Annotated in this window: 12 protein-coding genes; 5 read left to right on the top strand and 7 right to left on the bottom strand. The window is 69.5% G+C overall.

What is annotated here, in order from left to right:
* Positions 1–6: 6 nt before the first annotated feature.
* Positions 7–648, top strand: coding sequence for a TetR family transcriptional regulator (locus BFF94_RS29740; protein WP_059233321.1), 642 nt, complete (start codon positions 7–9; stop codon positions 646–648).
* Between the two features lie 46 nt (positions 649–694).
* Here the strand turns inward: BFF94_RS29740 and BFF94_RS29735 are convergent, their stop codons facing one another.
* Complete coding sequence (locus tag BFF94_RS29735; RefSeq protein WP_219140141.1) at positions 695–1,372, bottom strand: cysteine hydrolase family protein; 678 nt, start codon at positions 1,370–1,372, stop codon at positions 695–697.
* A 152-nt stretch (positions 1,373–1,524) separates the two neighbouring features.
* Here BFF94_RS29735 and BFF94_RS29730 point away from each other — a divergent pair, with 152 nt between their 5' ends.
* Complete coding sequence (locus BFF94_RS29730; RefSeq protein WP_219140140.1) at positions 1,525–2,541, top strand: helix-turn-helix domain-containing protein; 1,017 nt, start codon at positions 1,525–1,527, stop codon at positions 2,539–2,541.
* Between the two features lie 57 nt (positions 2,542–2,598).
* Here the strand turns inward: BFF94_RS29730 and BFF94_RS29725 are convergent, their stop codons facing one another.
* The 6 genes from BFF94_RS29725 to BFF94_RS29700 form a co-directional block, all read right to left on the bottom strand.
* Entirely contained in the window at positions 2,599–3,306 is a 708-nt protein-coding gene (locus BFF94_RS29725; RefSeq protein ID WP_219140139.1) for an SRPBCC family protein, read from the bottom strand.
* Between the two features lie 28 nt (positions 3,307–3,334).
* Positions 3,335–3,694, bottom strand: a complete 360-nt coding sequence (locus tag BFF94_RS29720) for a DUF427 domain-containing protein (RefSeq protein WP_128847551.1) — start codon at positions 3,692–3,694, stop codon at positions 3,335–3,337.
* A 130-nt stretch (positions 3,695–3,824) separates the two neighbouring features.
* Positions 3,825–4,262, bottom strand: coding sequence for a carboxypeptidase-like regulatory domain-containing protein (locus BFF94_RS29715; RefSeq protein ID WP_128847549.1), 438 nt, complete (start codon positions 4,260–4,262; stop codon positions 3,825–3,827).
* Positions 4,263–4,366: 104 nt separating this feature from the next.
* Positions 4,367–5,851, bottom strand: a complete 1,485-nt coding sequence (locus tag BFF94_RS29710) for a DegQ family serine endoprotease (RefSeq protein ID WP_219140138.1) — start codon at positions 5,849–5,851, stop codon at positions 4,367–4,369.
* Positions 5,852–5,952: 101 nt separating this feature from the next.
* A complete protein-coding gene (locus BFF94_RS29705) occupies positions 5,953–7,299 on the bottom strand; it encodes an ATP-binding protein (RefSeq protein ID WP_219140137.1) in 1,347 nt (448 codons plus the stop codon).
* Between the two features lie 3 nt (positions 7,300–7,302).
* On the bottom strand, positions 7,303–7,965 hold the full coding sequence (locus tag BFF94_RS29700; RefSeq protein WP_128846289.1) for a response regulator: 663 nt from the start codon (positions 7,963–7,965) through the stop codon (positions 7,303–7,305).
* A gap of 211 nt (positions 7,966–8,176) precedes the next feature.
* On the opposite strand from BFF94_RS29700, the gene dacB reads away from it, so the two are divergent.
* The 3 genes from dacB to BFF94_RS29685 all read left to right on the top strand — a co-directional run bounded on the left by dacB (position 8,177) and on the right by BFF94_RS29685 (position 12,202).
* Positions 8,177–9,709, top strand: coding sequence for a D-alanyl-D-alanine carboxypeptidase/D-alanyl-D-alanine endopeptidase (gene dacB, locus BFF94_RS29695; protein ID WP_128846291.1), 1,533 nt, complete (start codon positions 8,177–8,179; stop codon positions 9,707–9,709).
* 346 nt (positions 9,710–10,055) lie between these two features.
* Positions 10,056–10,970, top strand: coding sequence for a sterol desaturase family protein (locus BFF94_RS29690; protein ID WP_128846294.1), 915 nt, complete (start codon positions 10,056–10,058; stop codon positions 10,968–10,970).
* A 95-nt stretch (positions 10,971–11,065) separates the two neighbouring features.
* Positions 11,066–12,202: an SGNH/GDSL hydrolase family protein gene (locus BFF94_RS29685; RefSeq protein WP_128846297.1), complete on the top strand. Its 1,137-nt coding sequence runs from the start codon at positions 11,066–11,068 to the stop codon at positions 12,200–12,202.
* Positions 12,203–12,321 lie beyond the last annotated feature (119 nt).

Raw genomic sequence — 12,321 nt, 5'->3', positions numbered from 1 at the left:
CTGCACATGGTCAGACGTACCAAGGAGGAGGCACTCGAGACACGCAATCGCATTCTCGACGCCGCCGAACACGTGTTCTTCGAGAAAGGCGTGTCGCACACGTCGCTCGCGGACATCGCCCAGCACGCCGGCGTGACGCGCGGCGCGATCTACTGGCATTTCGCGAACAAGAGCGAACTGTTCGACGCGATGTTCGACCGCGTGTTTCTGCCGATCGACGAGCTGAAGCGGATGCCGCTCGACGCGCCGGGCGGCAATCCGCTCGAGAAGGTCCGCCAGATCCTGATCTGGTGCCTGCTCGGCGTGCAGCGCGATTCGCAGCTGCGCCGCGTGTTCAGCATCCTGTTCATGAAGTGCGAATACGTCGCGGACATGGAGCCGCTGCTGCAGCGCAACCGCGCGGGGATGAGCGAGGCGCTGCACACGATCGACGCCGATCTCGCGGTGGCCGTGCGGCTCAAGCTGCTGCCCGAGCGGCTCGATACGTGGCGGGCGACGCTGATGCTGCACACGCTCGTCAGCGGTTTCGTGCGCGACATGCTGATGCTGCCCGACGAGATCGACGCCGAGCAGCATGCGGAAAAGCTCGTCGACGGCTGTTTCGACATGCTGCGCTACAGCCCGGCGATGCTGAAGGACGGCGACTGACGGCGCGGCCGTCGCCGCGACGCCCTCCCCCGTCTCTCCGGCCGGTTCAGGCCGCCTTCGCGCGATGCGCGCGGGCCCGCCGGTTCGACGCCGCCACCGAATCGCGCTTCGGCATCGGCGCGCCGGCCAGCCCCGCGATCCATGCTTCGGTCGACATCACGGCCGCGAAATTCGACTGGAACACCACCGTGTACGCGCGGTAAATCTCTTCGGCGCTCACCGCACCCGCTTCATTCTCGTAAGGCAACGCGCCCGTCGCGTCGTCCAGGTACTCGACATTCAGCCCCGCGTGCGCCGCGTGATAAACCGTCGACGCATTGCAGTTGTGCGTCATGTAGCCGGCCACCGCGAGCGTGTCGATCCCGTGCGCATCGAGCCAGGCGGCGAGATCGGTCCCGGCAAACGCGCTCGCCTGCGTCTTCTCGATCAGGTGCGCATACGGCCGGCCGGCGACGACCGCGTGCAGCGCGACACCGTCGGTGCCGGGCGCGAAGATCGGCGCGCCGGCCGGCGCGACGTGCTGCACGACGATCACCGGCACGCCGGCCGCATGCGCGGCGTCGATCGCGCGGCCGATGTTCGCGAGCGACACGTCGAGCGGCGGATACTCGATCGGCAGGTTGCCCGTCACGTATTCGTTCTGGACGTCGATCACGATCAGCGCACGGCGGGAAGCGGCACGGGAAACGGAGTGTGAAGCGGAATGCGGGACGGCGTTCGACATGGCGGGCTCCTGGTCCTGGGGCGCAGCCCCGCCCCGGAACGGGACGGCCAGCGGCGCGATGCGATGCATTGTCCCGCCGCGTCGTTCACGCGGACAGTGGCCCGATAGTCATTCTTCGATAGAATCGGGCCATCGCCATTCCGGAGCCCGCCATGACCGCCGCCACATCGTCCGCCCGGCCCGCCTCGCCCGCCCCGACCGTCGTCGCTGCGATCGCTTACGACGGCATCAGCCCGTTCCACCTGTCGGTGCCGTCCGTGGTGTTCGGCAAGGAGCGCAACGCCGCCGCATCGCCCGCGTTCGAGTTCCGCGTCTGCTCGGCCGAGCGCGGCCCGCTCGCGACGACGGGCGGTTTCACGATCACCGCGCCTTACGGGCTCGACGGGCTCGACGACGCGGACATCGTCATCGTGCCGGCCTGGCGCGATCCGGACGAAGCACCGCCCGACGTGCTGCTCGACGCCGTCCGCGCGGCCGCCGCACGGGGCGCGCAGCTCGTCGGGCTGTGCCTCGGCGCTTACGTGCTCGCCGCGGCCGGCCTGCTCGACGGCCGCCCGGCCACCACGCACTGGGCGTGGGCCGACGACTTCGCGCAGCGCTTTCCGCGCGTGAAGCTCGATCCCGACGTGCTGTATGTCGACGACGGCAACCTGATGACGTCGGCCGGCACGGCCGCGGGGCTCGACTGCTGCCTGCACGTCGTTCGGCGCCGCTTCGGCTCGGACGCCGCGAACCAGATCGCGCGCCGCCTCGTGATCCCGCCGCACCGCCAGGGCGGCCAAGCTCAGTACGTGCCGCAGCCGGTCGCCGCGCACCCGCGCGATGCACGGCTCGCGGGCCTGCTCGACTGGGTGCGCGCGCATCTCGACGCCGCGCACGGCGTCGATTCGCTTGCCGAACGCGTACTGATGAGCCGGCGCACGTTCACGCGCCACTTCCGTCAGGCGACGGGCACGACCGTCACAGCGTGGCTGCAGGCCGAGCGGCTCGCGCGCGCGCAGCATCTGCTGGAAACCACCGGACAATCGATCGACGCGATCGCGCAGGCGGCCGGCTACGGGTCGAGCGTGTCGCTGCGCCAGCATTTCTCGGGCGCGCTCGGCACGTCGCCGTCTGCGTATCGAAGGGAATTTCGCGGCGCCGGAGCCGGCGCCGATGCGGGACAGTAACGCCCGCCGCGCGGGCAGCGGGCACCCCGTGAAGCGAAACCGGCGACGCGCAGCCGCTCAGCCGCCGTTGATCCAGCGCGCCGCGTAAAGCAGCAACGCGACGAACACGATCATCGCCGCCCATGCCCACACGGGCACCGTGCCGGAGCCGCGATGGGGGAGCGCGCCGGCGGCACGCCCGGTCAGCGCGCCGCCGAGGTGCGGCGGCAGCGCACGCTTCGTCGCGGCCATCAGCGACGCCGGCCGCAGGAACACATGCTGGCGCCGCTGCGCGGCCGAGCGTGCGCGATTCGGTGCGAGACCGTGCTTGGCCTGCACGACCGCGCAGAACTCGCGGAAGAAATCGTCGGTCCATTCGCGCAGCGCATTCTCGATCTGCCGACCGGGCAACTCGGCGAGCGGCCCGCTCGCCGTCGCCCAGACCACGTACTCGATACGCGTGGCGTTCGCGTCGTCGTCCGGCGTCAGTACGAGTTCGACCTGGCCGCGCAGCGCGCCGAGGCCGTCCGCCCGCGCCTTGAAGTTGAGCACGCGGCGCGGCTGCCCTTCCGCGTCACCCTGCTCGGCGGCCGCATGCACACGCACGTCGTAGTGTGCGCGCAGCGGGCCGAGCGGCACCGTGAACGTCAGCGCGAACTCGCCGTGCGCGAGCTTCACGAACGATTCGCAGTGGTCGAAGCTCGCCCGCAGCAATGCGAGATCCTCGAACGCCTCCCGCACGACAGGCGGCGCGAGCGGTACGCGTAACGTGTCGTTCAGTTCCATGACGCCTCCCCGATGAACACGCGCCGCATCAGGACGTCTCGACGAGACTGTCGATCCGTGCGGCATCGAACGCGACGTAGTGCGCAAGCGCGGCCGCCGCCTCCTTCGGTTCCTCGTAACTCCAGGCGGCGTTCTCGATCACGCCGTCTTCCGTCTGCAAGTCGAAGTGCACGGCCTGTCCCCTGAACGGGCAGGCCGACGTCACGCCTGATTTCACGAGCCGGCGCATGTTGACGTCGCCGCGCGGCAGGTAATGGATGTCCGGCAGCCCCGTCTCGCGCACGGTCAGCGCGCCGTGCGAGTCGGCATACGTGATGCCGCGATGGATCACGCGCACGCGATGGCGGTTCGGCACGATTTCGAGTCGGCGGTCGGCTGCATCGGACATCGTTTCTCCTTCGGGCGGCCCGGCTGGCTGGGGCAGGAAACGAAAAAGCCACGGCATGGGGGCCGTGGCTTTCATTATGGGCGAAACTTCGTCCGATTGCGCGGCCCGTGCCGGAGCCGCGCGCGGCGGGCTACTGCGCGCTCCACTGGAACGCGGTTTTCGCGCCGCCCTTCGCGCCGACCGTGACGGCGCGGGATTCATCGTTGCCCTGGTACGACGCGTGCACCGTATAGCGCCCCGGCGGCAACTTCACGAGCATGTATGGCCCGCGCGCGTCGGTCTTCAGCACCTCGGCGCCCTTGCCGTCGACGATCCGCACGTGGACGTCGGCCAGGAACTCGCCGCCCTTGCCGGTGAAGCGCAGTGCCAGCGGCCACGCTGCCTCGTTGCGCTCGAACGCTGTCGATTGATCCTTCCCGATGCCACCTGACACAAAGGTGACGTCGCCCTGCTGGATCGCGTTGGGCAAGCCGTCCGATTGCGCGTACGCGCCGGTCGCACCGGCTGCGAGGCCGGCGGCCAACGCCGCGGCAACGGCAAATCGGGACACGTTGCGTAGATATTGCATGGCTCTCTCCTTGGGGTCGGAACACATACGGGGCGCTGCGTCATGGGGGCGAACGGCGGCGGCGCCCGCCGCGGCCGGCCTGGCCGGCCGTCGGCCGTCGCCGGTCAGCTCAGGTCGACCGGCACGAAGATCTGTGCATTATCGCGCTGGATCAGCAGAGCAAGACTGTTGCCCGCGCCCTTGACCGCGTCGCGCAACTGCTCCGGGCTCGTGACCGGGCGGCCGTTGACCGCGAGGATCACGTCGCCGGGCTGGATGCCCGCGTTGGCGGCCGGCCCGCCGGCCTGCTGCACGATCAGCCCGTGCGACAGGTTGGCGGCGCTGCGCTCCTGCGGCGACAGCGGCCGCACCGCGACCCCGAGGCGCCCCTGCTCGACCGGCCCGCCGTCATTCGACGCGAGTTTCGCATCGGCCATCGCGCCGAGCGTCACGCTGATCGACTTCTTCGACTTGTCGCGCCAGATCTGCAGGTCGGCCTTCGCGCCCGGCTTCAGGTTCGCGATCTGCGCGGGCAGCGACGTCGAATCGGCGACCGGCGAGCCGTTGACCGACAGGATCACGTCGCCCGGCTGCAGGCCCGCCTTCGCGGCCGGGCCGTTCTGGTCGACCGAGCTGACGAGCGCGCCGTCCGGCTTCTGCAGCCCGAACGAGCTCGCGAGCGTCTGGTTCAGCCCCTGCACGGCGACGCCGAGACGGCCGCGGCTCACGTGGCCCGTCTTCACGAGTTCGTCCTTCACCTTGATCGCCTCGTTGATCGGGATCGCGAACGACAGGCCCTGGAAGCCGCCCGTCTGCGAGTAGATCATCGAGTTGATGCCGATCACCTCGCCCTGCAGGTTGAACAGCGGGCCGCCCGAGTTGCCGGGGTTCACCGGCACGTCGGTCTGGATGAACGGCGTGTAGTTCTCGTCCGGCAGCGCGCGCGACTTCGCGCTGATGATGCCCGACGTGACCGTGTTGTCGAAGCCGTACGGCGAACCGATCGCAACGACCCACTGGCCGACCTTGCTCTGCGCCGGATCGCCGATCTTCACGGTCGGCAGGCCGCTCGCGTCGATCTTCAGCACGGCGACGTCGGACTGCTTGTCAGAGCCGACGACCTTCGCCCTGTATTCGCGCTTGTCGGTCAGCTTGACCGTGACGACGTTCGCGCCGTCGATCACATGCGCATTGGTGAGGATGTACCCGTCGGAGCTGATGACGAACCCGGAACCGAGGCTCGCGCTCGGCTGGTCGTCCGGCTGCGCGTCGCCGCCCATCCCCGGCACCTGGCCGTAGAAGTGCTTGAAGAACTGGTAGAACGGGTCGCTCGGGTCGATCGGCAGTTGCGGCTGCGGCACGCGCCGCGACACCTGCTTCACGACGTGCTTCGCGCTGATGTTCACGACCGCCGGGCCGTAGGTCTCGACGAGCCCGGAGAAATCGGGTATGCCGGTCTTGGCGGCCGCTTCGGCCGGCATCAGCGCGGCAGCCTGCGCGGGCGTGATGATCTGCGGATCGGCGCGGCGGGTGCCGGCGAAATAGCCGGCTGACAGGGCGGCCGCAACGGCGACCGCGACGGCGCCGCGCGCAAGGAATCGGGTGTTCATCGTAGGACCTCCTCTTTGTTAGGACGCAGCGTAACGACCCTGACTTAAAGGAGGCTTAATCAGCCTTAAACGGGGCTTAAGCGGCTCGCCCGGCGCCCTCGTCAGGCGGATTCCGGCTGGCGCGGCGCCCGGGCCGGCATCTCGGCGTCGCGGAACACGACGCTGACGAGCAGGCCGCCCGCGGCCGCGTCGCCGAGCGACACCGTCGCGCCCTGCTGCGCCGCCACGCGCTTGACGATCGCGAGCCCGAGCCCGCTGCCCGACACGTCGGCGCGCGCGCGCGCGGAGCTGTCGCGGTAGAAGCGGTCGAACACGCGCTCGCGCTCGTCGGCCGGAATGCCGGGCCCGCTGTCGCCGATCTGGACACACGCGCGGCCGGCCGCGTCGCAGGTCAGCGACACGTCGATGCGGCCGCCGTCCGGCGTGTACTTCACCGCGTTGTCGAGCAGGTTGCCGAACATCACGCGCAGCGCGCCGACGTCCGCGACGACGCTCGCCGCGCGCGTCTCCTCGAAGCCGAGATCGATGTCGTGCCGCTGCGCGAGCGGCGCATGCGCGGCCACGCATTCGGTGAGCAGCGCCTGCAGGTCGACCGGTTCGCGCATCGTCGCGCCGTCCGGCTCGGCGCGTGCGAGCGCGAGCAGTTGCTCCGTGAGACGCGTCGCGCGCGAGACGCCATCCTGGAGATCCGCGACCGCCTCGCGGCGCGACGCATCGTCCTTCGCGCGGGCGACGAGCTGCGCCTGGATCTGCACGGCCGCGAGCGGCGTGCGCAGTTCGTGCGCGGCGTCGGCCACGAACGCCTTCTGCGTGTCGAGCGCGGCCGACAGCCGCGCGAGCAGCCCGTTCAGCGCCCGCACGAGCGGCTGCACCTCGAGCGGCAGGCGCGCGTCGGGCAGCGGATCGAGCGCTTCCGGCCGGCGCGCCTCGACCGCGCGCGTCACGCGGCCGAGCGGCGCGAGCCCGCGCCCGACGATCACCCACACGGCCGCGCCGAGAAACGGCAGCAGCACGATCAGCGGCCACAGCGTGCGCAGCGCGACGTTCGCCGCGAGCCGGTTGCGCACCGACACCGGCTGCGCGAGCTGCACGACGTTGTCGCCGACGATCGCGCCGTACACGCGCCATTCGCCGCGGTCGGTGCGCTCGGTCGAGAAGCCGAGCTCCGCGCGCGGCGCGATCGGCGCCCGCGGATGCGAGAAGTACATCAGCACGCCGTTGCGGTTCCAGATCTGGATCACGATGCCTTCGTCGCCGTTGGTCCGCGAGCCGAACACCTGCGAGAACGGCTCCGACGGCAGCGCCGCGGCAATTTCCTGCAACTGGTAGTCGAACAGCTCGTTCGCCTCGGCGAGCGCCTGCCGATAGATGAGCCAGCCCGCGAGGCCCACGCCCGCGACGACGATCGCGAGCAGCCAGATCAGCAATTGATGACGAATCGACCTCACGCGTCAGCTTTCCTTGACGACCATGTAGCCGAGCCCGCGCACGTTGCGGATCAGGTCCGAACCGAGCTTCTTGCGCAGGGCGTGGATGTAGACCTCGACCGTGTTGCTGCCGATCTCCTCGCCCCAGCCGTACATCTTCTCCTCGAGCTGGCTCTTCGACAGCACCGCGCCGGGCCGCGCAAGCAACGCCTCGAGCAGCGCGAACTCGCGCGCGGACAGCGCGACGGGCACGCCGTCGAGCGCCACCTGGTGCGAAGCGGGATCGAGCGTCAGCGCGCCGTGGCGGATCAGCGATTCGCTGCGCCCGGCCTGACGGCGGATCAGCGCGCGCATCCGCGCGCCCAGTTCGTCGAGGTCGAACGGCTTGACGAGGTAGTCGTCAGCGCCCGCGTCGAGCCCCTTCACGCGATCGGCAACGGCGTCGCGCGCGGTGACGATCAGCACCGGCAGCGACAGTCCGCGTGCGCGCAGCGTGCGCAGCACGTCGATGCCGTCGCGCTTCGGCAGGCCGAGATCGAGCAGCAGCAGGTCGTACGTCTCGCTGCCGAGCGCCGTGAGCGCCGCGTCGCCGTCCTGCACCCAGTCGACCGCAAAGCCGTCCGAGCGCAGCGCCTTGCGCACGCCCTCGGCAATCATTCGATCATCTTCGACAAGCAGAATCCGCATCGGGACAGACATCCATGGGGCAAGTCAGACACGCCGACCATTGTAGCGCCGCGAATCGCGTGCGCGGCATGCAGGCGGCAAAGATGCGCGTGGCCCGTGCAATGCAACCGAAAGGCGGATTGCAAGGGGCCTGTCCGGACTTGTCTCTACAATGTGCGCTCCGGCGCCCCGCGCGCCCTGCCCGAACCCCGTGCTTCCGCCGTATTCGCCCATGCCGATTTCCGTTCTTTCCGCCCGGTTCGCCCCCCGCGCCCGCCTCTGCCTGCGCGCAGCCGCCGTCGTCGCCACCTGCACGGCCCTCGCCTTCGCGCCGGCCGCGCAAGCCCGCAAGAAATCCCACAAGGAAGCGCACAAGACCGCTGTCGTGTCGCCCGCCGCGCGCGCGGCCGGCCTGCCGGCATCCGTGCTCGTCGCGCTGCAGCGGGCGAAGGTGCCGGCATCGGCGATGAGCGTCGTCGTCGAGCGCGTCGGCGATCCGGAGCCGCTGATCGCGTGGAATGCGAGCCGGCCGATGCTGCCGGCGTCGACGATGAAGCTCGTGACGACCTTCTCGGGCCTGTCGATCCTCGGCCCCGACTTCCGCTGGCGCACGACCGCCTATACGGACGGCACGCTCGACCCCGACGGCACGCTGCAGGGCAACCTGTACATCAAGGGCACCGGCGATCCGAAGCTCGTGCCCGAAGAGCTGATCGACCTCGTCGACAAGATCCGCAAGGCCGGCATCAAGCGCGTGGCCGGCGGCCTCGTGCTCGACAAGAGCTATTTCGCGGCATCGACGCGCGACCTGCCGTCGTTCGACGACGACGCCAGCGCGCCGTACAACGTCGGCCCCGACCCGCTGCTGTACGCGTTCAAGGCCGTGTCGTTCACGGTCACGCCGGGCGACGACGGCAAGGTGGCCGTCGACGTGCTGCCGCCGCTCGCCAACCTGGCGATCGACAACCAGCTCGTCGAAGGCACGGGCTCGTGCAGCGCGGCGGCCTCGGCCGCGCGCCCGACGCTGACGGCCGGCGGCGGGATCATGACCGCGTCGTTCGCCGGCGACTATCCGCTGCGCTGCGGCGCGCACACGACCAACCTCGCGATCCTCGATCACACGACGTTCTTCGCGCGCGGCTTCCTCGCGCTGTGGCAGCAGGACGGCGGCACGATCACGGGGCCCGTGAGCGAAGCCAAGGTGCCGACCACCGCGCGGCCGGTCGCCGTGCATCACAGCCCGGTACTCGGCAGCATCGTCTACGACATCAACAAGTTCAGCAACAACGTGATGGCGCGCAACCTGTTCCTGACGATCGGCGCGGTCAGCGGCAAGCCGCCCGCGACGCCCGAGCAGTCGAGCCGCGCGATCCAGGCGTTCCTGCAGAAGAACGGGATCGCGATGCCCGACCTCGAGCTCGAAAACGGCTCGGGCCTGTCGCGCGAAGAGCACGTGAGCGCGCTGTCGCTCGCCGCGCTGCTGCAGGCCGCGAACGCAAGCCCCGTCGCGCAGGCATTCGTCGATTCGCTGCCGATCGCCGGCATCGACGGCACGATGAAGAACCGCCTCACCAGCGCCGGCGTGCTCGGCAACGCGCACATCAAGACCGGCACGCTGCGCGACGTGCGTGCGATCGCCGGCTACGTCGCCGGCGCCGATGGCCAGAGCTACATCGTCGTCAGCTTCATCAACAACGATCACGCGGAAGCCGCGCGCGCCGCGCACGACACGCTGCTCGAATGGATCTACGCGGGCGCGCACTGACGATCCGCGCGCCGCGACGCGGCACGGCACCGCGCATCGGGCCGCCCTCGCGGGCGGCCCGTGCGGCCTGCTGCCGCCCCGCAGGCGGAATCCCGCCCCTCGCGGTTTGAAACGGCCGCCGTGACCCGCGTGCGACGTACCGCACAAATCGCGCGCGCCAAACAGGGCCGCACCGCCCGGCCCCGCGCCGCGCGGCTTCCGTAGAAACCCTGTCCTCAGAGGGAACCCTCTACGCTCCCCCCTCGCCTAGCGCGTGGCGATTGCGTAGGCTGTTGGCCTGACCGATATCTACAACGGGCCAACCGCCCGGCCTCACGGCTAGCAGGGGAAAGAAGGAGACACGCCCATGCGATTCGACGTCGAATTGCTTCTGCTCGCGCTGGCGCCCGTCTTCCTGCTCTGCATCGCGTGGGAAGCCTGGCACCTCGCCCGCACACGTGCGCAGGACGCCGTCTATGCGTGGCGCGACACGCTGTGCAATGCGGCGCTCGCGCTGATGCACCAGGGCGCCGACAAGATCGCGTGGCTGTTCGTGATCCCCGTCTACGCGTACTGCTACCGGCACTACCGCCTTTTCACGTGGCACGACGGCTGGCTGTCGTTCGCGGTGCTGTTCGTCGCGCAGGACTTCCTCTACTACGTGTTCCACCGCGCGAGCCATCGCGTCCGCTGGCTGTGGGCCGCGCACGTCGTGCACCACTCGTCCGAGCGGATGAATTTCTCGACCGCGTTCCGCCAGAGCCTGATGTACCCCGTCGCGGGCATGTGGGTGTTCTGGCTGCCGCTCGCGTTCGCCGGCTTTCCGCCGCAACAGGTCGTCGGCATCGTGCTGATCAACCTCGCGTTCCAGTTCTTCGTGCACACGCAGGCGATCGGCAAGCTCGGCTGGTTGGAATACGTGCTCAACACGCCGTCGATCCACCGCGCGCACCATGCGCGCAACCCGCGCTACATCGACCGCAATTACGCAGGCGTCCTTGTGATCTGGGATCGCCTGTTCGGCAGCTATGTCGAGGAAACGCCCGACGACCCGCCGCAGTACGGGATCGTCGAGCGGCTCGGCTCGAACAACCCGCTCGTCGCAACGTTCCACGAGTGGGTGTCGATGGCGGCCGACGCGTTGCGCGTCGACGGATGGCGCAACAAGCTGCGCGCGATTTTCGGCCCGCCCGAATGGGCGAGCGCTTATCATGCGCAGAATGCCGAGGCCGCAAACCAGGATCCACGCACCGTGCCGCTTGCGGCTGCGCGTGACCGATAAACCGTTTCAGCCAACGGCCGCCGCGCAGCCCGGAACCGAGCAGGCACGCGGCAGATGAGAAATACATCAGGCCATATCTACGAGGAGATCGAACGATGCAGTCACAACAACACGCGCCTTCCCGCACCCGGCAGCGCATGCTGCGCACCGCGCAGGTCGCGATCGCCGGCGCCGCGCTCGCGCTGCTCGCCGCCTGCGGCGGCGGTGACGACAACAACAGCAGCGCGTCGAACACGCCGCCGTCGGGCGTGAAGATGCAGATCGTATCGTTCGGCGACAGCCTGTCCGACGCCGGCACCTACTCGCAGATCAAGCTCGGCTTCGGCGGCGGCCGCTTCACGACCAACCCGGGGCAGGTCTGGACGCAGCTCGTCGCGACCTACTACGGCGACACGCTGCAGCCCGCCAACCAGGGCGGCTTCGGCATCCCGCTACAGGCGACGGGCGGCCTCGGCTATGCGCAGGGCGGCTCGCGCGTCACGCTGCAGCCGGGCATCGGCCACGCGGACGCAAGCGTGCCGAATTCCGACTTCGCACAGGCGACGACGATCCCGATCGCCGACCAGGTGAAGCAGTACCTGTCGCAGCACGGCAGCTTCAACGCAGGCCAGATCGTGCTGCTCAACGGCGGCGCGAACGACATTTTCTACCAGGCGCAGGTCGCGCAGGCGCAAGGCAACACGCCGGCCGCTCAACTCGCGGCGGCCCAGGCGATCGGTCTCGCCGCGCAGCAGTACGCCGGCATCGTCCAGCAGATCGTCGCGGCGGGCGGCACGCACGTGTTCGTGTCGAACGTGCCGGACATCGGCGGCACGCCATTGGCCGTATCGAGCGGCACGCAGGCCGCGTTCACGCAGTTGTCGGGGCTGTTCAACCAGGCGCTGGTCGCAACGCTGCAGGCGCTCAAGGTCGACACGACCAAGTACGTGCTGATGGACACGTTCTCGTGGCAGGACGGCATCACGGCCAACTACCAGGCGAACGGCTTCACCGTGTCGAACACCGGCACCGCGTGCAACCTGCAGGCGATGATCAACGCGGCGAAGGCGTTCGGCGCGCCGATGCCGTCCGCATTCGGCTCGTCGCTGTTCTGCTCGCCGCAAACCTACACGGCCGCGAATGCGGACCAGACCTACATGTTCGCCGACACGGTCCACCCGTCGACGCACATGGGCGTGCTGGTCGCGCAGTTCGTCGAGAAGCAGATCGCGGCATCCGGCGTCGGCAAGTAAGCGCACCGAAGCCGGGGCGCGCCGCGAACCGCATCAAACGAAAACGCCCGACCGGCTCCCGGTCGGGCGTTCGTCCTTTCGGCGCGGATATCGGTGCGCGGCTTGCCGCGGATTGCGCG

It is taken from the genome of Burkholderia catarinensis (assembly GCF_001883705.2).
Taxonomy (GTDB): domain Bacteria; phylum Pseudomonadota; class Gammaproteobacteria; order Burkholderiales; family Burkholderiaceae; genus Burkholderia; species Burkholderia catarinensis.
This window is presented reverse-complemented; position numbering and strand designations above follow the sequence as displayed.